Here is a 23,750-nt window from a genome sequence, read left to right as displayed (position 1 = left end):
AAAGTCGATCAGGACTTGGCGAAGGCGTTGCCCAGCGCGAATACCGAGTTCGGGGCATTCACACGGATGGGCTTGACCACGGGCGCCGTGGAAATCGCGCGACGCACCACGGGCTTGTCCTCGATCTGGATGCCCTTGGCCAGTTGTTCGTCCACAAGCTTTTGCAGCGTCACGGAATCGAGGAACTCGACCATGCGCTGGTTCAGTGCGGCCCACAGCTCATGCGTCATGCAGCGGCCGGCTTCGCCCAGGCAATTTTCCTTGCCGCCACACTGGGTGGCGTCAATGGGTTCGTCCACGGAGACGATGATGTCGGCCACGGTGATGTCGCCAGCCTTGCGGGCGAGCGTGTAGCCGCCACCGGGTCCACGGGTGGACTCGACGAGTTCATGGCGGCGCAGCTTGCCGAACAGCTGTTCCAGATACGACAGGGAAATCTGTTGCCGCTGGCTGATGGCTGCCAGCGTGACAGGGCCATTGTTCTGGCGCAGGGCCAGATCGATCATGGCAGTGACCGCAAAACGGCCTTTGGTGGTGAGACGCATTACGAGCTCCTTCAGTCAGGCTTGTACGTTACAGAAACACCCGCTCCAGCGATTTGACTGGAGTTGGGCACAGTCTCCGCCCTTACTCCGTCCTGTTCAAAAGGTTCAGAGCCCTTCTTTTCATCGAAGTTTTTGTTGTTGTTGAGTGTTGACCCTTAGTGTACCACATTCCCCATCAATTTTGTCGGGTAACAGGAGCTAACGGGCTTCAGACCAGGCGCCGCCTCAGGAAACCTGCACGGATGAGCCTCCGAACAGTTGCTCCTTGAGCAGCGCCAGCTGATCGCGCACCCGCGCAGCCTGTTCGAACTCCAGGCTGCGCGCATGTTCGAGCATCTGCTTCTCCAGACGCTTGATTTCCTTGGCCACATCTTTTTCGGACATGTCCTCGACACGCGCTCTTTCGAGTTGATTGGCCTGCAGGCGTTCCGCTTCCTTCCCACTTTTTTCGCTGTAGACACCATCAATCAGGTCTTTCACCCGCTTGACAATCTGCTTGGGTTCGATTCCGTTTTCCTCGTTGAAGCTTATTTGCTTGGCACGGCGTCGCTCGGTCTCGCCAATGGCCTTCTTCATGGACTCCGTGACACGGTCCGCATAGAGGATGGCCTTGCCATGCAGGTTGCGCGCGGCGCGGCCGATGGTCTGGATGAGACTGCGTTCGGCGCGAAGAAAACCTTCCTTGTCGGCATCGAGAATGGCGACCAGCGAGACTTCGGGGATGTCCAGCCCCTCGCGCAGCAGGTTGATGCCCACGAGCACGTCGAAGACACCCAGGCGCAGGTCACGAATGATCTCCACGCGCTCCACCGTTTCCACGTCGGAGTGCAGATAGCGCACCTTGACGCCGTTTTCACTCAGGTAGTCGGTGAGTTGCTCGGCCATGCGCTTGGTCAGCGTGGTGATGAGAACGCGCTCCGTGCGTTCGACGCGCAGGCGGATTTCCTGCAGCACGTCGTCCACCTGATTGGTGGCCGGGCGTACTTCGATTTCAGGATCGATGAGGCCTGTGGGGCGAACGACCTGATCCACGACCTGGCCCGAGTGGGTCTTCTCGTAGTCTGCCGGCGTGGCGGAGACAAAGATGACCTGGCGCATGCGCTGCTCGAATTCCTCAAATTTGAGCGGCCGGTTGTCCAGCGCCGAAGGCAACCGAAAGCCGTATTCCACCAGCGTGGTCTTGCGCGAGCGGTCGCCGCTGTACATGGCGTTGAGCTGGCCGATCATCTGGTGACTCTCGTCCAGGAACATGAGGGCGTCGCCGGGCAGGTAGTCGGTCAGGGTGCTGGGCGGCTCGCCGGGTGCCGCGCCTGAGAGGTGGCGGGTGTAGTTCTCGATGCCCTTGCAGTGGCCGACCTCGGTGAGCATCTCCAGATCGAAGCGCGTGCGCTGCTCCAGGCGCTGGGCCTCGACCAGCTTGCCGTCTCCCACCAGTTGCTTGAGCCGCTCGGCCAGCTCCAGCTTGATGGTTTCCACGGCGGCCAGCACCTTGTCGCGCGGCGTGACGTAGTGGCTGCTGGGGTAGACGGTGAAGCGCGGAATGCTCTGGCGCACGCGGCCCGTCAGCGGGTCGAACAGTTGCAGGCTTTCAACCTCGTCATCGAAGAGTTCGATGCGTATGGCCAGCTCGGAATGCTCGGCAGGGAAGACGTCGATGGTGTCGCCGCGCACGCGGAACTTGCCCCGGCTGAAGTCCTGGTCGTTGCGCTGGTACTGCATGCGGATCAGTTGCGCGATGACGTCGCGCTGGTTGATGCGGTCGCCGGTGCGCAGCGTCATGATCATGCGGTGGTAGCTTTCGGGCTCGCCGATGCCGTAGATGGCCGAGACCGTGGCGACGATGACCACGTCGCGCCGCTCCATCAGGCTTTTGGTGCACGACAGCCGCATCTGCTCAATGTGCTCGTTGATGGCGCTGTCCTTTTCGATGAACAGGTCGCGCTGTGGCACATAGGCCTCGGGCTGGTAGTAGTCGTAGTAGCTGACGAAGTATTCGACGGAGTTCTTGGGAAAGAACTCGCGGAATTCGCTGTACAGCTGCGCTGCGAGCGTCTTGTTGGGCGCGAAGACAATGGCCGGGCGGCCCAGGCGGGCGATCACGTTGGCCATGGTGAAGGTCTTGCCCGAGCCCGTCACGCCCAGCAGGGTCTGGAAGGATTCGCCGTCCTGGATGCCTTCGACCAGCTTTTCAATGGCGGCGGGCTGATCGCCGGCCGGCGGATAGGGCTGAAACAGCTCGAAGGGGGAGTCCGCGAAATGCACGAACTGGCCGGAGGCCTCGGGTGCTGGAGAGGAATCAGAGACTTCGTGCATGACGTGGGTTCGCAAAAGTGAGTATCGGCCGGCGAGATCGCTAGAATTCATGGGTTAACCCGAAAGCCTACCGTAGCTTGGGGCTAGCCGCGTTTTTTCCACCTCCCAAGACATCCCAAGGACGCTTCATGTCTCTGTTTACCGCCGTCGAAATGGCCCCCCGCGACCCCATCCTGGGTCTGAACGAGCAGTTCGCTGCCGACACCAACCCCAGCAAGGTGAATCTGGGCGTGGGCGTGTACTTCGACGACAACGGCAAGTTGCCCCTGCTCGAATGCGTGCAGGCCGCCGAGAAGGCGATGATGGACAAGCCCACGGCCCGCGGCTACCTGCCCATCGACGGCATCGCTGCCTATGATGCCGCAGTCAAGGGCCTGGTGTTCGGCGCCGAGTCCGACGTCGTCAAGTCCGGCCGCGTGTCCACGGTGCAGGCCATCGGCGGCACCGGCGGCCTGAAGATCGGCGCTGACTTCCTCAAGAAGATCAGCCCCGCCGCCAAGGTGCTGATCTCCGACCCGAGCTGGGAAAACCACAAGGCCATCTTCACCAATGCAGGCTTCGAAGTGGGCACCTATGCCTACTACGACGCGGTGAACCGCAAGGTGAACTTCGAAGGCATGCTGGCCGACCTGAACGCGGCCGCCGCCGGCACCATCGTGGTGCTGCACGCCTGCTGCCACAACCCGACCGGCTATGACATCACGGCCGAGCAGTGGGACCAGGTGATCGCCGCCGTCAAGGCCAAGGGCCTGGTGGCCTTCCTCGACATGGCCTACCAGGGCTTTGGCCACGGCATTGCCGAAGACGGCGCCGTGATCGGCAAGTTCGTGGCCGCTGGCCTGAACATCTTCGTCTCGACCTCGTTCTCCAAGAGCTTCAGCCTGTACGGCGAGCGCGTGGGCGCGCTGTCGGTGGTGGCCAACGACAAGGAAGAAGCGGCCCGCGTGCTGAGCCAGCTCAAGATCGTCATCCGCACCAACTACTCCAACCCGCCCACCCATGGTGGCGCCGTGGTGGCCGCCGTGCTGAACAACCCCGAGCTGCGCGCCCTGTGGGAAAAGGAACTGGGCGAGATGCGCGTGCGCATCAAGGCCATGCGCCAGAAGCTGGTTGACGGCCTGAAGGCTGCCGGTGTCCAGCAGGACATGGGCTTCATCACCACCCAGATCGGCATGTTCAGCTACTCCGGCCTGAGCAAGGACCAGATGGTGCGCCTGCGCACCGAGTTCGGCGTCTACGGCACGGATACGGGCCGCATGTGCGTGGCCGCGCTCAACAGCAAGAACATCGACTACGTCTGCCAGTCGATCGCCAAGGTGGTCTGACCCCCGCCCCGGCTGCCCGGCCATGCGCCGGGTTTGCAGACATGCCGCCAACGGTGCATTGCCCTGGCGGCATTTTCTTTTTCCGGGCGGCTTTTGCATCCTCACCGTCCGGTATGCGCCAGGCCCTGGGAGGCATGGGTGCGATCATGCGTGCAGTTGAAACACCGAATGCACAACGAGACGCTCCATTCCCATGCCCGATCACGCGCCTCCTGAACCCATTGCGCTACACGCGCCCCTCTCCTCTTCCCCCACCAACGGGCTGCCGTTGTCGGGCGTGCGCATCCTGAGTCTGGCCCTGAATCTGCCCGGCCCCGCCGCCCTGATGCGCTGTGCCGCCATGGGCGCGCAGTGCAGCAAGCTGGAGCCTCCGTCTGCACAGCCCGCCGCGGCCGGTGCGGCCGGTGCGGCCGGTGCAGACCCGATGGCGCACTACAGCCCGCAAGCCTATGCCGATATGCACCAGGGCATTGCGGTCTGGCAGGCACAGCTCAAAAGCGAGGAAGGACAGGCGGCGCTGCACCATGCGCTGGACGCGGCCGACATCCTGCTCACCTCGTTCCGCCCCGCCGCACTGGCCAAGCTGGGGCTGGACTGGGCGTCGCTGCAGCAGCGCCATCCGCAGCTGTCGCTGGTGCGCATCGTCGGCAGCGCGGGAGCCCTGGCCGATGTGCCAGGCCATGACCTGACCTACCAGGCCGAGGCGGGGCTGGTACAGGGCGGCGCCATGCCACCCAGCCTGTTTGCCGACATGGCCGGTGCGCTGATGGCCAGCGAAGCCGTGCTCAAGGCCTGGCTGCTGCGCCAGCGCAGCGGCCACGGCAGTCTCCAGGAAACAGGCCTGGCCCAGGCCGCGCAGTGGCTGGCTTTGCCCTGGCATTGGGGCCTGACCCGGCCCGATGGCGATGTGGGCGGCGCGCACGCAGGCTATCGCGTCTATGCCTGCGCCGATGGATCGGTGGCCGTGGCGGCCCTGGAGCCGCATTTCGCGGCCCGCCTGTGCGCCGTGGCGTCGGTGAATGGCGATGGCAGCATCGCCAGCATGCGCAGCCCCGCCATGCATGCAGCCCTGCAAGCCTTCCTGGCCCCCTTGTCCTGCGCCGAGCTGGCAGACCTGACCGAGCAGCACGATCTGCCCCTGCACCCTCTGCCCGACCCACCCCAGGCACCACCTCGCTTGTAGGCGGACACCTAAAAGCACCACCTGCCCGCAACCTACAAGCCGCGCAGGTCATGGCTGGCCGCAGCATGCGGGCACGCTGCGGCCAATGACCCTCTTTACCGTAATAGCCCGCTCCTCTTAAATCGGAGTTGCGCATACAACCGGACAACCCGAACACATCTGGAAACACCCATAATCGGCTTATCTGGAGGCAGCCCCATGGTTCGAGAACATCCATCAACCGCCCGGATATCCGGGACGCGTCAGCCACCCAGCCATACGGCGCCAGTTCTGCGGCGCATTGGCGCCAGCGCCTGAGCCGCCCACACGGCCAACCCTCCCCTGCTCCACCCATGCAAAGCCAGCCCCCAGCCCATGTGCCGGTACTGCAGCTGGTGCAGCGCATCTGGCCCCTGGTGCTGGTGGTCGTGGTGCTGGTGGTCATGGCCAGCGGCAGCCTGTACCTTGTGTCTGCCGTGCGGGCCTTTGTGGCCGGGGAAAGCCTGTGGTCCAAGGCACAGAAGGACGCCATCTACGCCCTGAGCCGCTATGTGGACAGCGGCTCGGCGCGCGACATGGCGCGCTTCGAGCAGGCCATGGCCATTCCCGCGGGCGACTGGCAGGCGCGCATGGCGCTGGACGATGTGCCAGCCAGGGTCAAGGATGCGCGTGCCGGCATTCTTCTGGGAGGCAACCACCCTGACGATGCCGAGGCGCTGATCTGGCTCATGCAGACCTTCCGCCATGTCGAGCTTCTGGAAGAGCCTTATCGCTACTGGAAACAAGGCGATCAGTACCTGCAGCAGCTCGACAGGCTGGCCCAGGAGATAGAGCAGCGCCACGCAGTGGGCAGCGTCAGCGCCGAGGACGCCATCACCTGGAAGCGCGAGATCGAGCAGATCAACGCCGGCGTCACACCGGCCACCCAGCAGTTCAGCGCCTCGCTGGGCCGCAGTTCACGGCAGATGGTGATGTGGCTGCAGGGCATCCATCTGGTGCTGGGTGTGGCGCTGATCCTGGTGGCGCTCTGGCATACGCGGCGCATGCTGCAGCAGCGCCAGCAGGTGCAAAACGACCTGCTGACGGAAAAGGAAAGGGCCCAGACCACGCTGGCCTCGCTGGGCGACGCCGTGATCACCACGGACGCCCAGGGCGTGGTGGACTATGCCAACCCCGCCGCGCTGGGCCTGCTGGGCAGCAGCGAGCAGCAGCTCAAGGGCCAGCACCTGGCCAAGGGCCTGCATTTCAACAGCATCGACACCACCCAGACCGCGGAAAGCCTGCTGGCCCATTTGCTGTCGGGCCAGCAATTGCGCGAGGAGCACACGCGCTGGCTGCGGCGCCATGACCGCAGCATCGTGCCGGTCAAGCTCATGGGGTCGGCCATCAGCGGCGGCGGGGAGCGCCCGGCCGGTGCGGTGATCGTGCTCAGGGATGTCTCGCGCGAGCAGCAGTATCTGGACCAACTGTCTTGGCATGCCAGCCACGACGGGCTGACCGGGCTGGAGAACCGCGTCGAGTTCGAGCGCCGGCTGCAGCGCCTGCTCAACCAGGGCCAGCACAGGCTGCGGCCCTCGGCCGTGCTGTACATGGACCTGGACCAGTTCAAGCTCATCAACGAGACCTGCGGCCACCCGGCGGGCGACGAGATGCTGTGCGAGGTCAGCCGCCTGCTGCTGCACAACCTGCGCGAGACCGACACCCTCGCGCGGCTGGGCGGAGATGAATTCGGCGTTCTTCTGGAGAACTGCCCGCCCGAGCCCGCCCTGCGCATTGCCGAGAAGCTGCGCCAGGCGACCGAGGCCCTGCACGTGCACTGGGGCAAGCAGGTGCTGCGCACGGGGCTGAGCATCGGCCTGGTGCACATCGGCGGCGAGGTCCAGTCGGCCCAGGACCTGCTGCGCATGGCCGACATGGCCTGCTACCGCGCCAAGGAGCGCGGCCGCAACCGCATCTACGTCTACCGCAGCGACGATGGCGAGTACACCCGCCACGTCAGCGAGATGGAATGGGTGACACGCATACGCATGGCGCTGGAGCAGGAGCGCTTTTGCCTGTACGCCCAAAGCATTGCACCGCTGCAGCCCGACGGCCAGCGGGGCCTGCATTTCGAGGTGCTGCTGCGGCTGCGCGACGAGCAGGGCCAGATCATCTCGCCGGCCACCTTCATTCCTGCTGCCGAGCGCTACGGCATCATGCCCACGGTGGACCGCTGGGTGATCGCCAGAACGCTGGCCACGCTGGCCCAGCATCCGGCCGCACTGCGCCACATCGACACCTGCGCCATCAACCTGTCAGGCCCCAGCCTGGATGACGACGGGCTGCTGGACTTCGTGCAGAAACAGCTGAGCACGCATGGCATTGCGCCGCAGCTGCTGTGCTTCGAGATCACGGAGACCAGCGCCATCGCCAGCCTGTCCAGTGCCACCAGGCTGATCCAGGCCCTGCGCACCCTGGGCTGCCGCTTTGCGCTGGATGACTTTGGCGTGGGCATGTCCTCGCTGACCTATCTGAAGCAGCTGCCCGTGGACTATCTGAAGATCGACGGCGGCTTTGTGCGCGACATGCTCCAGGACCCCAGCAACCACGCCATGGTGGAGATGATCAACCGCATAGGCCACATTCTGGGCAAGCGCACCGTGGCCGAGTATGTGGAAACCCGCGAGATCGCCCAGGCCCTTCAGGCCGTGGGCGTGGACTATGCACAGGGCTTTGCCCTGGCACGGCCCGTGCCGCTGGACACGCATTACTTTGAAAGCGGCGCCCAGGCCGCCCGCCGCGAATGGCAGGGCACGCTGGCGCCGGCCGCCAGCTAGAGGCAAAGGCGCGTCAGCGCGGCTTGCGACCGCCCGGCGCCGCCTTGCGGCCTGAACCGGCAGCGCCCGCAGAACGGGCAGGACCGCCCACACCGGGGCGCGGCGGCAGGCCCGTGTGCTGGGTCAGCATGCGGCCCGGCTGGGGCTGGCTGGAACGGAAACGCACATCGCCCGCAGGCTCGCGCGACTCTGCCAGCACCTTGCCCGGCCCGGCATTCTTGCCGCCGGCCTTGTTGAGGGCGTAGGCCTTGCCTTGCTGGGACACCACGGCACGTGCGGCCACACCCGTGCCCTGCGTGCTGTTCTTGCGGCGCGCGCTCTGGTAGCCGCCATCGACCAGGGGCTGGAAGGTGGGGATCAGGTGCTGCTTGCCGTTGCCGATGAGGTCGGCACGGCCCATGGCCTTCAAGGCCTCGCGCAGCAGCGGCCAGTTGTTCGGGTCGTGGTAGCGCAGAAACGCCTTGTGCAGGCGCCGGCGCTTTTCACCGCGCACGATGTCCACCGACTCCTCGTTCACGTCGCGCATCTCGCGGCGCACCTTGGTCAGCGTGTTGCGGCCAGAGTGGTACATGGCCGTGGCCGTGGCCATGGGGCTGGGATAGAAGGTCTGCACCTGGTCGGCGCGGAATCCGTTCTTCTTCAGCCAGATGGCGAGGTTCATCATGTCCTCGTCGCTGGTGCCCGGGTGGGCCGCGATGAAGTACGGAATCAGGTACTGCTTCTTGCCCGCTTCCTCGCTGAACTGCTCGAACATCTGCTTGAAGCGGTCATAGCTGCCGATGCCGGGCTTCATCATCTTGGTCAGCGGCCCGGACTCGGTGTGCTCGGGCGCAATCTTCAGGTAGCCGCCCACATGGTGCTGCACCAGCTCCTTGACGTACTCGGGCGACTTCACGGCCAGGTCGTAGCGCAGGCCCGAGCCGATCAGGATCTTCTTGATGCCCGGCAGATTGCGCGCGCGGCGGTAGATCTTGACCAGCGGGGCGTGGTCGGTGTGCAGGTTCTGGCAGATGCCGGGGAACACGCAGCTGGGCTTGCGGCAGGCGGCCTCGATCTCGGGGCTCTTGCAGCCCAGGCGGTACATGTTGGCCGTGGGGCCGCCCAGGTCGGAGATGGTGCCGGTGAAGCCCTTGACCTTGTCGCGGATGTCCTCGACCTCCTGGATGATGGACTCCTCGGAACGGCTCTGGATGATGCGGCCCTCATGCTCGGTGATGGAGCAGAAGGTGCAGCCGCCGAAACAGCCGCGCATGATGTTGACCGAGGTGCGGATCATCTCCCAGGCCGGGATCTTGGTCTCGCCCTCATGGCTGCCGCTGGCGTCGGCATAGCTGGGATGGGGGCTGCGTGCATAGTGCAGGCCGAAGACCCAGTCCATCTCGGCCGTGGTCAGCGGAATGGGGGGCGGGTTAAGCCACACATCGCGCGCGGTCACGCCCTCGCCGTGGGCCTGGACCAGGGCGCGGGCGTTGCCGGGGTTGGTCTCCAGGTGCAGCACGCGGTTGGCGTGTGCGTAGAGGATGGGATCGGCCTTGACCTGCTCGTAGCTGGGCAGGCGCAGCACGGTCTTGTCGCGCGGCGGCTGCTTGCCCTTGCCGCGCAGCGACGGATTGGGCACGAACTGGATGGTCTGAACGGCGGCGACCGAGGCACCGTCCGGCTTCGCGGCGGCATCACCCTCTTCCTTGGAGCAGGTCTGGCCCTGGGCCTCGGCCTGCTCGCTGGTGGTCATGTAGGGGTTGATGTGGGGCTCGACCACGCCGGGCTCGTCCACCACGGAGGAGTCCAGCTCGAACCAGCCCGCTTCCGACTCGCGGCGGAAGAAGGCCGTGCCGCGCACATCGGTAATGCTTTCCACGGGCTCGCGAGCGGCCAGGCGGTGGGCCACCTCGACCAGGGCGCGTTCGGCGTTGCCGTACAGCAGGATGTCGCACTTGCTGTCCACCACGATGGAGCGACGCACCTTGTCGCTCCAATAGTCGTAGTGGGCGATGCGGCGCAGGCTGCCCTCGATGCCGCCGAGCACGATGGGCACGTCCTTGTATGCCTCACGGCAGCGCTGGCTGTAGACAATGGCCGCGCGGTCGGGGCGCTTGCCGCCCACGTCACCCGGCGTGTAGGCATCGTCGGAGCGGATCTTGCGATCGGCCGTGTAGCGGTTGATCATCGAATCCATGTTGCCTGCCGTCACGCCCCAGAACAGGTTGGGACGGCCCAGGGCCTTGAAGGCCTCGGCGCTCTGCCAGTCGGGCTGGGCGATGATGCCCACGCGAAAGCCCTGCGCCTCCAGCACCCGGCCGATCACCGACATGCCGAAGCTGGGGTGATCCACATAGGCATCGCCCGTCACCAGGATCACGTCGCAGCTGTCCCAGCCAAGCTGGTCCATCTCGGCCCGGCTCATCGGCAGGAACGGGGCCGTGCCGAAGCGCTTGGCCCAGTACGGTCGGTAGCTGGTCAGCGGCTTGGCAGCGCGATGGAAAAAGGAAACGTCAACGGGGGCGTTCATGATGGGCGGTTCGGCTTCTGGGAGCCTGTGCGGAAGGAACCGGCCAGTGTACGTTTCGGCACTCAACCCTGCTGGCTAAGGGTCTTGCTCCAGCCCCCTGATACGGCCTTCCTGCTGCTGCCAGCCCGACCTCTTTGCGGCCTCCTGCGCCAGATAGGCCTTGGGCGTATGCCCGGACCAGCGGCGGAACGCCCGCGCAAACACCTTGGGAGAGTCGTAGCCCGCGTTCTCTGCGATGCGGGCCGATGACAGCCCGCCGGCCTCCATCTGCTGGGCGGCCAGCGCCATGCGGTGCGCCGTCAGGTAGCCGATGGGGGTGGCGCCCACCAGCTGCTTGAAACGCATGCTGAAGCGGGTGCGCGACATGCCGGCCTCGGCCGCCAGCGTCTCCACGCTCCAGCTGCGCTGCGGCTCCCGGTGCATGCAGACGATGGCGCGGGCAATGCAGGCATCGCCCAGGCCCCGCAGCCAGCCTTCACCCACGGCGGCCTCGCGCGCCAGATGCTCGCGCAGGATGTTGACCAGCAAAAGCTCGCCCATGCGCGCGGCCGACAGGCGCCAGCCAGGGCGCCGCGCCAGCGTCTCCAGCGTGAGCGACTGCATGGTGGCGGCCAGGCAATCGGCCAGCGGCAGATCGCTTGCACGGATGTGGATGAGCGGCGGCAGGATGCGAAACACCGAATGCCGGCAATAGGCTGAAAACCACAGCAGGGCCGAAAACATGTCGGTCGCCTCGCCCCCGCCGCCATGGCTGAAGACCAGCGGATTCTCGTCCTGCGGGCCTTCGGCATGGCGGGAGATCAGCCGCGAGAACAGCTCGCAGGCCATGCCCAGGTCCGAGGCCACCACATGTGCCGCGCCCATGGGCAGCATGACCAGATCGCCCGGCTCGACCCGCAGCGGCTGCATGCCCTCCACCTGTATCCAGTAGGGCGCGCCGCGCGCCATGCGGATCATGGCGCCCGTGACGCCAGTGGACTTCAGGCTCCACGGCGCGGTCAGCGCAAAACGCGCCGTCACGGCGCGCTCTGACCGGCAAATATCGAGAACTTCGCTCAGCACATCCATGGGGTCGTGGCATCCTTGATTCCGGGCCGATGTTAGCCAGCGCCGGCCACGCAACCACCCGGCAGGGCTAGCTGTTTACCCTAGGCTGAAGATCCTGCTGCGCCGCCTGCACCAGCTCGGAGAACTGCCGGGCGCTGCCCAGCCGCTCGGCCGCCAGCAGCGCCAGCTTGACCAGAAACAGCTCGGACTGCTGCGGGCCTGCCGCGTCAATGGCCGTGGCCAGTTGGTCGTAGACGGCCTCCAGACCGGCGATATCCAGGGTGCCGGGCGATTCAAGCGTGTCGGGCGATGTGTGTGCTTGGCTCATGCCTGGGCTCCTTGCGTGCAGGTGGCGTTGTCGAGTGCGGATTGCAGGCGCCGCGCATCCAGCGCCAGCCAGCGTGCGCAGACATGCTGGTCAGGCCGCAGCAGGTAGGCGGCGCCAGAAGGTGGATCGGCGGGCACGCCATGGCGTTCGCGGCAGCGGCCCTGACTATCGGAAAGGGTCAGGTCAGCGCCCTGAACTGGCTGCGGCTGCGCCTGGCTGGAGATGGCCACGATGCGCAGGCCCACGCCGCGGCCGCGCACCACGCGGGCAACCTCGCTCAACGCGGGCGGCACGGCCGAGCCATCGGTGAAATACAGCAGGTCGAAGCCGCCGCCCAGGTGGTCCAGCAGATAGTCGTCCGGCGCCAGGCACACGTTCTGCGGCGGCGCGCCATGGACGGGGCCGCCCTTGAACAAATGGTTGTCGTCGTCCCTGCTGTTGAGGGGCGAGCGGGCGTACTCATGGGGGCGTGATGTGCGCCAGTGGTACAGCGGGCGCACGAAGGCCTGGGTGAGCGACAGCGACAGCACGGCATCGCGCAGCAGCCGGAAGCCGCGCGAAGGCGGCGCCATGAAGCGCGTGCTCTTGCCGGCCTCTTCGACAATCTCGCGCGCAGCGCCCACGCGCTCGCTGCTGTAGCTGTCCAGCAAGCGGGCCGGCGCCACGCCGCGCGCCACCAGGGCCAGGCGCCAGGCCAGGGCCTGGGCGTCCTGGAAACCGGTGTTGGCGCCGCGCACCCCGAAGATGGGCAGCAGGTGGGCCGCATCGCCCGTGAAGACCACGCGGCCGTGCACGTAGTCCGGCAAGGTCAGCGCGCGCGCCGAGTAGACCGAGCTCCAGTCCATCTCCCAGGGGGTGCCGCCAAAGCCGATCATCTCCAGTTGCGCGTCGATGCGCGCCTTGAGCGATTCGGGCTGCAGTGCCTGCTGCGGATCTTCGCCCGCGGGCAACTGGTAGTCCACGCGCCAGATGCCGTGCGGCTCGCGGTGCATGAGGATGGTGTTGCCGGGGTTCCACACCGGATCGAAGAAAGCCAGGCGCTCGGTGGGCAGCGGCAGGTCGATGCGGATGTCGGCAATCACGAAGCGGCCTTCGTATGACGCCCCTTCCATGACCAGGCCCATGGCCGTGCGTATGCCCGAGCGTGCGCCATCGGCTGCGACCAGCCAGTCGGCTTCCAGCGCATACGGCCCCTCGGGCGTGTCCACCTGCAGCCGCGCTTTTGCAGCGGCGCCTTCGCCAGCCTGCTCCACCCGCTCCACGCGGTTGCCCCAACGCAACTCGATCAGCGGATGGGCCAGCACGGCATCGACCAGGTACTCCTCCAGGTACTGCTGCTGCAGGTTGGTCATGGGGAAGAAGCGGTCGTCCTCGCTGTGCGGTGCTTCCATGCGAAACACGCGCTGGCCCCGGTAGAAGGAGTTGCCAAAGCGCCATGGCAGCCCGCTGTCGCTGACCCGCCCGGCCACGCCCACCTGCTGGAGGATCTCCATGGAGCGGCGCGTGAAGACGATGGCGCGGCTGCCTTCGGATACCTGCAGCTCGGACTCCAGCAGCACGCATCGCTGCCCGTGGCGCGCCAGCTCCAGTGCCGTGGTCAGGCCTACCGGCCCCGTTCCGACAATGACGACGGGGTGCCGCTGCACCCCCGGATGCTCCGATGGCAGCCAGGGCCGATGCACCTGATAGCGGTAGTAGATGGACTGCCTGGGCTGGGCATGGGGCTGGTGCATGGGGGTCTCCGTCGTGCGTCTTGTTCAGGGCGCAGTGTAGGCAGCACCGGCCATTGCGATGTCCCCAGATGGGGACAGACTGCGGCGCCCGCTTCCGGGGCTCAGGACAGCGCCTCGGGCGCCATCAACAAGGCAAACAGCTCACGCTGCCCCTGCACGCCCAGTTTGGCGCAGACCCGCTTGAGATAGGTGCGCGCGCTGGACACGGTGATGCCCAGGCGCTGCGCCAGCCGCTCGGCATCAAGCCCCTCGATCACGCAGCGCACCACGTCCAGATCGCGCTGCGTGAGATGGGCAAAGCGCCCGGCCAGGCGCGCCAGCACCAGCCCCGCCAGATCGTCCTGCAGCGCCTGGCCCGCATAGTGCAGGCGCATGGCCTGCATGACCAGGGGCGCAAAGGCTTCGATGCGTGCGATGGACTGCGCATCAAGGCAGCCGTGCTCCTCGCCCCGGTACAGGTTCACCGCCAGCCACCGTGCGCCAGGCTGCAGGGTCAGCAGCGAGAGCCGCTCCACCAGGCGCGGCAACCCATAGCAGACATGGCGGTACTCGGGATGGCTGACATCGCAGGGGCGCTGGCGGTGCAGCCACACGCGCGCGGGAGCCTGGGGGTCGCGCTGCTGCCGCGCAAGTTCGGCCTGCATCACGCGCTGCGCGCCATCGAGCGGATAGAAGCGCTCGCTGTAGTCCTGCGAAATCATGGGCAGCGCCCCCGTGCGTGCCCGGTCGCCAAAACCCACGATGCGCGGCCGTGATCGGCCCTGGAACGAGAAGATGGTGCACTGCGCCAGCGGCACGTGCCGGCCCAGCAAATGCAGCAACTGCCCGGCCACCTCGTCGCTGCTGGCGCTGGAGCGGCCCACCTGCTCCAGCAGCGCCGTCACATCGCCCAGGGGCACGGGCAGGCTGGCGTCGCTGGCGGAGGCAGGCGCCAGCAGCCAATGGCTGCGCCCCGTGTCAGTGCTCATGGTTTCTGCAGGAATGCAAAAAGGCCGGCGCTTCGCGCAGCCGGCCTGGGTGGGTAGGTACGTGGAAATTGGAAACTGGAAATGATAAATCCAGCGCAGCGAGGCAAGAGCCTGCTGCGCCTGGTTCGCGGTCTGTTCGCTTGAGGGTCACCGCCTGTCGGCGGGCCGCTGCACGGTCCAGCCGGACCTGACAGTACTGACGCCGCTGCAGGCCCTTGGCCAGGCGGCACCTGCCATCACCATTCGCCGACGTTGCGGATGCGCTGGTCCAGATCCAGAGGAATGCCGCCGCCAGCGGCTTCATGGTCCTGACCAGCTTGCTCCAGCGCCATGGGCGGGGGACTGAAATGATCGCGGCCAAAGGTGTGTTCGGTGAGAACGGGATCGCGGGAAGGTGGGGTGTTCATGGTTGCGCCTCCTTGACAGAAAGCTTACTGCGAATCTTTCACGATTTCTGTAGGACAAACCTGGATGCAAACCTCTGAAGCTGAAATAACACAAGGTACGCATGCTCACAAATGTGTAGCGCTTCGTAATAAAGGCGTAATGAATCCATGCGCCAAACACCGGACCAGGGACGATCGGGTAAGCTTGCCGCCCTCCATGCCACAGACACTCCGCGCGCCCGCGCACAGCGAACTCATCATCAAGAAAAGCCGCTTCATCGGTTGCGTGCAGCCGATGGCCGACCGCGCCAGCGCCCAGGCGGTGGTCGATGCGCTATGGCGCGAGCACCCCGGCGCCGCCCATGTCTGCTGGGCTCTGCTGGCAGGCGGCCAGTCGGCAGCCGTCGATGACGGCGAGCCCAGCGGCACGGCAGGCCGCCCCATGCTGGACGTGCTGCGCCACCAGGACCTGGAAGGCGTGCTGGCCACCGTGGTGCGCTACTTCGGCGGCGTCAAGCTGGGCGCAGGTGGCCTGGTGCGCGCCTACACCGATGCCGTGGCCCAGGCCCTGCTGACCGCCGAGAAAGTGACACTGCAGCGCATGCAATCGCTGCGCTGCGCCGTGCCCTATGCGCTGGAAGGCCTGGTGCGCCGCGAGATCGATGCAGCAGGCGCCGAGCTGCTCCAGGTCGAGCATGGATCGCTGGTGCAGTTCGATCTGCGCCTGCCGCAGTCGCAGGCTGAAGGCTTTGTGAGCCGCCTCAACGAGAGCGGTCAAGGACGCGTGGGCTGGATGGAAGTCCACCCCGGCGAATGAGATGCGCCGGGCTCAAGCAGTTCAACCGGCCACCAGAAACCGCTGCGCCAGCAGCACCCAGTAGGCGGCGCCCACGGCGATGTTGTCGTCGTTGAAGTCATAGCCCGGGTTGTGCACCATGCAGGCGCCTTGCTCGCTTCCCTCGCCATTGCCAATCAGCAGATAGCTGCCTGGCACGCGCTGCAGCATGAAGGCAAAGTCTTCGCTGCCCGGCAAGGGCGGCGCCTGCAGCGTGACATGTTCCGGGCCCAGCAGCTCCAGCGCGATCTGGCGCGCGAAGTCCGTCTCCTTGGGCGTGTTGACCAGCACCGCGTAGCCGGGTCGCCACTCGAGTTGCGCCTGCACGCCGAAGCTCTCGGCCTGCGCACTCACCAGTTCGCGAATGCGCTGCTCCAGCAGCCTGCGCACATCGGCATCCAGCGCACGCACGCTCAACTCCAGCGCAGCGCTGTGGGCAATCACGTTGTTGGCCTTGCCTGCGTGGATGGCTCCCACGGTCACCACCGCCATCTGCAGCGGATCGATGTTGCGCGAGACGATGGTCTGCAAGGCCATGACGATGCTGGCGGCCGCCACGATGGGATCGGCCGTGCGGTGCGGCATGGCACCATGCCCTCCCACGCCGGTGAGGGTGAGCGTGGCGTAGTCGGAGGACGCCATGGCTGCGCCCTCGCGCAGCGCCAGCCGCCCCTGGGGCAGGCCCGGCATGTTGTGCATGGCAAAGATGGCATCGCAGGGGTGGCGCTCGAACAGCCCGTCTTCCATCATGCGCAAGGCCCCGCCGCCGCCCTCCTCCGCAGGCTGGAAGATCAGCGTGAGCGTTCCGTCGAAGCCGCCGTGCTCGGCCAGATGCCGGGCCGCCGCCAGCAGCATGGCGGTATGGCCGTCATGGCCGCAGGCATGCATGACACCGGCATGCGTGCTGGCGTGGGCGAAGGCATTGGCCTCGGTGATGGGCAGCGCGTCCATGTCGGCGCGCAGGCCCAGACGCCGGTGGCCGCTGCCGCGCACCAGCCGCCCCACCACGCCCGTGCCGCCCAGGCCACGCTCTACCTCGTAGCCCCATTGCTCCAGTTGCTGCGCGACCAGGGCGCTGGTGCGATGTTCCTCGAAGCCGAGTTCGGGGTGCCTGTGGATGTCGCGGCGCACATCGACGAAGGCTGCGGCCGAGCCGCGCAAAGTGTCCAGAAGGGTGTTCATGTGCGGCATCTCACTGGGGTTGCAGGCGGATGGAGCGGGCAATGCTGCGGTAGCGGGCGGTCTCGGCCTCATAGAACTGCGCGGCTTCGGCCAGCGACATGGGCGCCGCGGCCAGCTGCGTCTGCAGGGCCAGTTGCTCGCGCACGCCCGGGTCCTTGAGCATGGCGCCTATCGCCTGGTGCAGCCTTTGCACCACCTCCTGCGGCGTGTCCTTGCGCACCAGGAAACTGGTCCAGGTCTTGTAGGCGAAGTTTTTCAGCTCTCGGCCCTCACGCACCGTGGGCACATTCTTGAGCAGCTCCGATCGCTGCTCCCCCAGCTGGCCCAGGATCTTGAGCCGGCCCTGCTCGGCCAGCGCGCCCATGGCAGCGCTGTAGACGAGCACAGCGAAATCGACCTGCCCGCTGCCTATGTCCTGCAGCAGCGGCGCATTGCCCTTGTAGGGCGCATGCATGAGTTGTATGCCGGCGTCCTGCTGCACCTTCTCCAGAATCAGGTGGTAGAGCGCGCCAATCCCGACGCTGCCGTATGACAGCGGCCGGCTGGCGCTTTTGCGGGCCAGCGCGATCAGCTCATCCACATTGCCGGCCTCCAGGTCCTTGCGGGCGACAAACACCATCACGGCCTCGGCCACGGGATGGACCAGGCGGAAATCCTCGGCCTTGAGCCGCACGGCCGCGTTCGCCAGCGGCGACAGGATCACCTCGTTGGGCGAGCCCTGGAAGACGTAGTGCCCGTCGGGCGGCGCTGCCAGCACTTTTTGCGCGGCCATGGCGCCGCTGACGCCGCCCAGATTCTCCACAATGACCTGCTGGCCCAGCGCCTTGGCCAGCGGCACGCTGAAGATGCGGGCAATGGCATCCGAAGGGCCGCCGGCCGGATAGGGAACCATCAGGCTCACGGGCCTGGAGGACGGGCTCTGCGCACAGGCCAGGCCCGCGCTCAGCAACAGGCCGGCGCCCGTCAGCCAAACGCGCTGGAACAAAAATCTCATCATGTCTCCTTGGTGGATGGCTCCGGCTCGGTCGGCCGGATACGCGGCATCCTAGGAGCCGGGTCATCGAACGTCCAATGCATTGTTGGCTGCATTAGCATGAGTTTCATGCAGACTTCAGGGCGCGAAAAATCATGACGCTGGTGCAGCTCAGGCATCTCATATCGGTGGCGCAGACCGGCTCCTTCAGCCGCTCGGCCGAGGCCATGCATCTGACACAGCCGGCCCTCAGCCGCAGCGTGCGCGCGCTGGAGCAGGAGCTGGGCATACCCTTGTTCGACCGCATCGGCCGCCACAGTGAACTCACACCCTTCGGCCGCGAAATGCTGGGACGGGCGCGCGCCCTGGTGGCCGAAGCCGACGAGCTGCGTGACAGGGGGCGCCAATTGCGCGAGGGTGCGGCCGGCACCGTGCGTGTGGGCCTGGGATCGGGCCCCGGCGCAATATTGATGACGCCGTTCCTGCAGCACATGACCGTGCACCACCCCGGCGTGCGAACCGAGGTGGCGCGCGGCAGCACCGATCTGCTGGTGCACTCGCTACGCGAGCGCCTGCTCGACGCCCTGGTCGTGGACCTGCGCGCGCTGCGGCCCGCACCCGACCTTGCGTTGGACGTCGTGCACGAAATGCGCGCCGCCTTCATGTGCCGCACCGACCATCCACTGGCCCGCCTGCAGCGGGAGCTGCGCTTCGAGGATGTGCAGCGCTACCCCGTCGCCTCCACACCGCTGAGCGACCAGGTGGCCTGGCTGCTGGTGGAGACCTATGGCGCCACGGCCCACCCGGCGCGGTTCGTCACACTGCAGTGCGAGGAGTTGCCCAGCCTTGTGGACGTTGCTCGCAACAGCGACACCGTGCTGCTGGCCGTGCGCGCCGTCGCCCCGGACCTGGCCGAATTGCCCATGGACCCGCCCATGCGCAGCACCGCCCGCTTCGGGCTGGTCACGCTGCGTCAGCGCAGCGAGGCGCCGACGCTGGCAATCCTGCGAGGCCTGATGGGGAAGTTGATGGCCGACGATGCCCCTGCGCCGGAACGGGCGCCCAGCCATGGCGGAAGGCTGGGCCGCATGGCATTGCCAGACTGATTTGATGCTGATGATCACCCATCGAATACCCTCAATGCAAAATCGCAAGCCGGGACAACGAGTCACGTGAAATCAAATAGTTAGCACAGCCTGTTCTCAAGGTCCGATTAATGAAATTTCTTAAAGGAATGCCACAGGCAATAACCAACTTCCAGCTCGTCATTTCTCAATAGCAAAACAGCTTTACAATAATATTGGGAGACAGCTCTAACGAAACCACCATCCGCATGCAGGCTGCTATTTTCCAAATTTATTAGACCATCTTCCGAAAAATAAATATTATTCGCATGCAGCGCGGAGGAGGACATTAAAACACCAAATACCACCATAGTGGACAATGATTTTTCATATCGAACTCTCATTTCATCCCCTTTATCTCATCGTTTTTGAATTGATACTGACGAGCAGGAGTCCACAGATTCTGCACACAGCACGCGTTGTCTGTGGACGCCCAGATGATGGCGCGAAAGCTCTCATCGCCCAGTTCGCTGTAGCAAGCCACCATTGCGGTATCGCCTATATTCACCACAGGCGCATTCATACCGCAAAAATGCTCATATTCCTTTCACCATCAACTGAAATGGCAGTAGTCTGGTTTCACCTATATTCGCAGTCATCATTTCCATCAATTTCGACGACTCGCTCGTTTGCGCCATCATCATCAGTGGCGGCATACTATATGAGCAGCCAAAAGCCTGTGCCGCATTGGAGGAGGAAAAATTCTCGAATGAAATGCCGTTCGCTTGCACAGCAGGGACCCAGAGCCCACACACAACGATTGCCAGTGGGGTTGCAAGTCTTGGATATCGCATCTTCATGGTATTTCCTTTATGCACGGTGTGAGATGAGGCTCCGCCTTCATGGCGCGCACAGGTTCTGCACGAAGGCATGCGTGGCCAATTGCGCGACTTCGCTCCTTCCTGTCATGTAGCAGCCATCCTGGCTCAGTGCCGAGGCCGCACTGTTCTCGCCGCCTGCGAGGGTTCCCTGGTCCACGGTGCCGCCCAAGGGGGTCCAGGTGATGGCGTGCGAACTTCCGTCGGCCAGTTCGCTGTGGCCCGCCACCGTTCCGTTGTCACCGATATCCACCACACGTGCATTCATGCCGCCAGGCAGCGGAGGAATATCGCGGATGACACCGGTCTGGCTGTTCCAGTAATAGGGCATGCTGCGCCCGTCTGCCAACTGGTAGTGCCCAATCACCTCGCCGAGGATGTTGAGATCGACGCCGCTGTTTCGCGCGGGCGGGGACGATATGGACAGCACCTGCGGACTGGAGGACGAGTTGAGCCAGACGACGGTGCGTCCACCTTGGGCACCGAAATCGCAGTAGCCCATGATGCGGGTATTGACAACGGTCTTTGCGCGGCAGAAGACGGCATTGAGAGGCAGGTTCAGGGCCGTGGCCATATAGCCGCCCAGGACTGCGGCAGACCAATAGACAGGACGCGGATGCCCGCTGTTGTCGGGACAGTTGCCCACGATGCCCGGCATGTTGCCGCCCACCACGAAATTGTCCACATCGGACGGAATGCAGTTGGTGCTGTTCAGGCCCAGCAGACCCGCCGGCAGCGCGCGTGCCGTGGTTTCATTGTTGCGCCACATGACAGGGCGGGCAGTGTTGCTGCCGCTCAGGCTGACGCCTGCCACATAGCCGCCCTGGTTGAATGCCGTGGGCATGCTGCGCACATCGAGCGTCAGCGGCTGCAGTGTCTGCACCGTGGCGGGCGTGGCCGCATTCCAGAACACGCCCACGGACACCGAATTGCCGTCAAGGCAGCTGCCCACCACCTGGCCGCTGTTGGTGATGGCCGCCGCGTTGCAGTTGCGCCCCGGCGACAGGCGCACAAGGTCTGCCGCACTGCCCGGCGCCAGCGACACGAAGCCTGCGGACGAGCCGTCGCTCTCTGCACAGGCGCCCACGACATGGCCGCTGTTGTTGATGTCCAGGCCCACGCATTGCGGTCCTGCCGACGTGCCCACGTCCTGCATGGGCAGGGCCTGCGCGGCCGGCAGTGCCAGCAACGCAAGGCACGCAACGGAAAAATTCAAATGCTTTGGCTGAAGGCGCATGAAGGGTTCTCCTGAAAAAGCAAAGAAGTCATTCATGGAAATCGGGCGCCGAACAGGAAATCCGCATGGGGCTTGGCATATGCGCGCCGGTGCAGACGCTATTTCCGTGATCCGCATCCCGGCCCCACGATAGGTATCGCGGTATGGAGCCGTCCATCCGCGCAGCAATCAAAACAACAAAAACAATCAACAAAATCAAAAGCTTGCAAAAGAATCCCCCATCAATAATTGTCTCATCGGCATCCGGGATTCAGGCCATGCCACAGCGCAGCGCCATATGAATGGGAGCTTTCCATGGCAATCAAACACTGCCTGACATCCGACAGCGCATGGCCGAATGGCGCAATTCGCCGCCGCTGGAGTCCCGCAGAACTGCTTGCACTCGAACGCTGGGCCGGCGTCCTGCCCGTGCAGGTGATCTGCCGCCGGCTGAACCGCAGCGAGCGCTCCGTTCGCTGCCAGATGCACAGGCGCGGCCTGAGCACCCGGGTCCGCGAGGGCGTCGGGCTGCGGCAGGTCTGCGAGGACCTGCAGTTGTCCGCCCGGACGGTGAAGGCCTTCATCCTCGATGGCCGCCTGCGCCTGCATAGCGCACAGGTGCACGGCGGGGTGGTGGCGCAGCTTGATTGGTCCCTGCGCCGCTGGCTGCAGACGGCACAAAGCCGCTTGTGCCGTGTCAGCCATTTGAGGGTCACCGAGACATCCCTCAGGCGCTTTGCGCGGGAAGCGGATTTCGGCGCATCAGGCAGCCGCACGGACGCGGCATGGCAACACTGGGCATCCGGCTAGCCCCTGCGCGGCACGGGCCGGGCCTGAATGTCCAGCAGCGGTTTCGGCCCTTCGCCTACGACTGCCGCGAGCGCCAGCATGCAGACTGGCACGCATGTCCCATGGCAGGCGAGGCAGTCATCTCGACCATCTGTCGGCACTTCAGTCGGCACCCCGTCGGCACACCTTTCGGCACATCCACCGGCAGCGGAGACCTCCACGGGACCTGGTGCCACAGTCAAAGGAATCAGACAGCATGAAAAACCCACCCACCACCGCCCTAGACGTGATCATCGTCGGTGCCGGCTCGGCCGGACTGTCGGCGCTGCGCGAGGTGCGCAAGCACACGGAGCATTTCGCCATCGTCAACGACGGGCCCTGGGGAACGACCTGTGCGCGGGTGGGATGCATGCCGTCCAAGTTGCTGATCGAGGCGGCCAACGCCTTCCATGCGCGCCATCACTTCGATACCTTCGGCATACGCGGCGCGAGCGGGCTGCAGCTGGACCTGCCCGCCGTTTTGCGCCGCGTGCGCAAGCTGCGCGACGAGTTCGTGGCAAGCACGATCAAGGCCACGGAGGGCCTGGGCTGGCGGGCCATCGACGGGCGTGCCAGGCTGCTGGCAGCCAATCGGATCGAGGTCAACGGCAAGGTGCTGGCTGCGCGCAAGCTCATCCTCGCTCCGGGCTCCAGCCCCGTGGTGCCGGAGGAGTGGAAGCGCTTTGGCAAGCGCATCCTGACCACGGACACCTTGTTCGAACGCAAGACGCTGGGCCCGCGCGTGGCCGTCGTCGGCCTGGGTCCGCTGGGCGTGGAGATTGCACAGGCGCTGGCACGGCTGGGACTGGAGGTCACGGCGCTGGGGCGCGGCCCGAAGCTGGCGGGATTGTCCGATCCGAACGTTACCGATGCGTTGCGGCATCTGCTTGAGAAAGAGATGACGGTGATCACTGACCATGAAGTGCAGTTGAGCAAGGGCCCGGACAGCAGCATCGTCGTGCGTGCAGGTGACACCCGCATTGTCGTGGACCACGTGGTGGCCGCCATGGGCCGGCGCCCGCAGCTCGAAGGCCTGGGGCTGGAGACGCTGGGGCTTGAGCTGGACGAGCATGGGCAGCCGCCCGTGAGCCGGCAGACACTGCAGGTCGGCGAGCTGCCGCTGTTCCTCGCGGGCGATGCCAATGGCGACCGCCCCTTGTTGCATGAGGCCGTGGACGAAGGCCATATCGCGGGCACCAACGCCATGGCAGAGAACGTGGCCTGCTTCGAGCGGCGCACGCCGCTGTCCATCGTCTTCAGCTCGCCCCAGGCAGCCGTCGTGGGCCAGCCCATGAAGGCGCTGCTGGGTCAGGACTTTGTGGTGGGCCGTGTGGACTTTGCGCACCAGGGACGCGCACGTGCTGCGCAGCGCAACGCGGGCCTGCTTCACGTCTATGCGGACCCGGCCAGCGGCCTGCTGCTGGGCGCGGAAATGTGCGCACCGGGCGGCGAGCATCTGGCCCACCTGCTGGCCCTGGCCGTGCAGCAGCAACTGACCGTGCACGAGTTGCTGCGAACGCCTATCTACCACCCCGTGCTGGAAGAGGGCCTGCGCACCGCCCTGCGCGACGCGGTACGCCAGTTGCGCGAGCCGCCGCCGTCCGACCTGGGCAACTGTGACCCCTTGCCCATGGACGATTGA

19 protein-coding genes are annotated in these 23,750 nt (G+C 65.5%); 7 read left to right on the top strand and 12 right to left on the bottom strand.

Annotation, left to right across the window (positions count from 1 at the left end):
- Positions 1-8: 8 nt before the first annotated feature.
- The gene (gene iscR / locus IAE24_RS23010) at positions 9-545 is read right to left on the bottom strand and encodes a Fe-S cluster assembly transcriptional regulator IscR (RefSeq protein WP_012205825.1); all 537 of its coding nucleotides are present in this window, start codon (positions 543-545) and stop codon (positions 9-11) included.
- 225 nt (positions 546-770) lie between these two features.
- Positions 771-2,858: an excinuclease ABC subunit UvrB gene (uvrB, locus tag IAE24_RS23005; protein WP_043782068.1), complete on the bottom strand. Its 2,088-nt coding sequence runs from the start codon at positions 2,856-2,858 to the stop codon at positions 771-773.
- 128 nt (positions 2,859-2,986) lie between these two features.
- Here uvrB and IAE24_RS23000 point away from each other — a divergent pair, with 128 nt between their 5' ends.
- The 3 genes from IAE24_RS23000 to IAE24_RS22990 all read left to right on the top strand — a co-directional run bounded on the left by IAE24_RS23000 (position 2,987) and on the right by IAE24_RS22990 (position 8,161).
- Positions 2,987-4,183 (top strand): amino acid aminotransferase, encoded by a 1,197-nt coding sequence (locus IAE24_RS23000; RefSeq protein WP_012205827.1) that lies wholly within the window; start codon positions 2,987-2,989, stop codon positions 4,181-4,183.
- 193 nt (positions 4,184-4,376) lie between these two features.
- On the top strand, positions 4,377-5,366 hold the full coding sequence (locus IAE24_RS22995; RefSeq protein ID WP_199960353.1) for a CoA transferase: 990 nt from the start codon (positions 4,377-4,379) through the stop codon (positions 5,364-5,366).
- A gap of 332 nt (positions 5,367-5,698) precedes the next feature.
- Positions 5,699-8,161 (top strand): EAL domain-containing protein, encoded by a 2,463-nt coding sequence (locus IAE24_RS22990; RefSeq protein ID WP_013802207.1) that lies wholly within the window; start codon positions 5,699-5,701, stop codon positions 8,159-8,161.
- A gap of 13 nt (positions 8,162-8,174) precedes the next feature.
- Here the strand turns inward: IAE24_RS22990 and IAE24_RS22985 are convergent, their stop codons facing one another.
- The 6 genes from IAE24_RS22985 to IAE24_RS22960 all read right to left on the bottom strand — a co-directional run bounded on the left by IAE24_RS22985 (position 8,175) and on the right by IAE24_RS22960 (position 15,153).
- On the bottom strand, positions 8,175-10,670 hold the full coding sequence (locus IAE24_RS22985; RefSeq protein WP_192366751.1) for a YgiQ family radical SAM protein: 2,496 nt from the start codon (positions 10,668-10,670) through the stop codon (positions 8,175-8,177).
- A 75-nt stretch (positions 10,671-10,745) separates the two neighbouring features.
- Entirely contained in the window at positions 10,746-11,738 is a 993-nt protein-coding gene (locus tag IAE24_RS22980; RefSeq protein WP_043822934.1) for an AraC family transcriptional regulator, read from the bottom strand.
- 67 nt (positions 11,739-11,805) lie between these two features.
- Positions 11,806-12,045 (bottom strand): hypothetical protein, encoded by a 240-nt coding sequence (locus tag IAE24_RS22975; protein WP_013802204.1) that lies wholly within the window; start codon positions 12,043-12,045, stop codon positions 11,806-11,808.
- On the bottom strand, positions 12,042-13,778 hold the full coding sequence (locus IAE24_RS22970; RefSeq protein WP_199960354.1) for an FAD-dependent monooxygenase: 1,737 nt from the start codon (positions 13,776-13,778) through the stop codon (positions 12,042-12,044). The genes IAE24_RS22975 and IAE24_RS22970 overlap by 4 nt, the downstream gene beginning before the upstream one ends.
- Before the next feature lie 101 nt (positions 13,779-13,879).
- A complete protein-coding gene (locus tag IAE24_RS22965) occupies positions 13,880-14,746 on the bottom strand; it encodes a helix-turn-helix transcriptional regulator (RefSeq protein WP_013802202.1) in 867 nt (288 codons plus the stop codon).
- A 236-nt stretch (positions 14,747-14,982) separates the two neighbouring features.
- Positions 14,983-15,153, bottom strand: coding sequence for a hypothetical protein (locus IAE24_RS22960; protein WP_012205835.1), 171 nt, complete (start codon positions 15,151-15,153; stop codon positions 14,983-14,985).
- Positions 15,154-15,349: 196 nt separating this feature from the next.
- Here IAE24_RS22960 and IAE24_RS22955 point away from each other — a divergent pair, with 196 nt between their 5' ends.
- Positions 15,350-15,949 (top strand): IMPACT family protein, encoded by a 600-nt coding sequence (locus tag IAE24_RS22955; protein WP_013802201.1) that lies wholly within the window; start codon positions 15,350-15,352, stop codon positions 15,947-15,949.
- 21 nt (positions 15,950-15,970) lie between these two features.
- Here the strand turns inward: IAE24_RS22955 and IAE24_RS22950 are convergent, their stop codons facing one another.
- Together IAE24_RS22950 and IAE24_RS22945 are read right to left on the bottom strand one after the other, a co-directional pair.
- The gene (locus tag IAE24_RS22950) at positions 15,971-17,149 is read right to left on the bottom strand and encodes a M20 aminoacylase family protein (RefSeq protein WP_199960355.1); all 1,179 of its coding nucleotides are present in this window, start codon (positions 17,147-17,149) and stop codon (positions 15,971-15,973) included.
- A 10-nt stretch (positions 17,150-17,159) separates the two neighbouring features.
- Positions 17,160-18,143 (bottom strand): tripartite tricarboxylate transporter substrate binding protein, encoded by a 984-nt coding sequence (locus IAE24_RS22945; RefSeq protein ID WP_199960356.1) that lies wholly within the window; start codon positions 18,141-18,143, stop codon positions 17,160-17,162.
- 134 nt (positions 18,144-18,277) lie between these two features.
- Between IAE24_RS22945 and IAE24_RS22940 the strand changes: the two genes are divergently transcribed.
- On the top strand, positions 18,278-19,228 hold the full coding sequence (locus IAE24_RS22940; RefSeq protein WP_199960357.1) for a LysR family transcriptional regulator: 951 nt from the start codon (positions 18,278-18,280) through the stop codon (positions 19,226-19,228).
- A gap of 554 nt (positions 19,229-19,782) precedes the next feature.
- Here the strand turns inward: IAE24_RS22940 and IAE24_RS22930 are convergent.
- On the bottom strand, positions 19,783-20,046 hold the full coding sequence (locus tag IAE24_RS22930) for a hypothetical protein (RefSeq protein ID WP_141831769.1): 264 nt from the start codon (positions 20,044-20,046) through the stop codon (positions 19,783-19,785).
- A 40-nt stretch (positions 20,047-20,086) separates the two neighbouring features.
- Complete coding sequence (locus IAE24_RS22925) at positions 20,087-21,301, bottom strand: HAF repeat-containing protein (RefSeq protein ID WP_141831767.1); 1,215 nt, start codon at positions 21,299-21,301, stop codon at positions 20,087-20,089.
- Between the two features lie 294 nt (positions 21,302-21,595).
- On the opposite strand from IAE24_RS22925, the gene IAE24_RS22920 reads away from it, so the two are divergent.
- On the top strand, positions 21,596-22,090 hold the full coding sequence (locus IAE24_RS22920; protein ID WP_199960358.1) for a hypothetical protein: 495 nt from the start codon (positions 21,596-21,598) through the stop codon (positions 22,088-22,090).
- 235 nt (positions 22,091-22,325) lie between these two features.
- Complete coding sequence (locus tag IAE24_RS22915) at positions 22,326-23,750, top strand: dihydrolipoyl dehydrogenase (RefSeq protein ID WP_199960359.1); 1,425 nt, start codon at positions 22,326-22,328, stop codon at positions 23,748-23,750.

The organism is Delftia sp. S65, from assembly GCF_016516495.1.
GTDB lineage: Bacteria > Pseudomonadota > Gammaproteobacteria > Burkholderiales > Burkholderiaceae_C > Comamonas > Comamonas acidovorans.
Note: the sequence above shows the minus strand (reverse complement) of the source record. Positions and strands in the feature narration are given on the sequence as shown.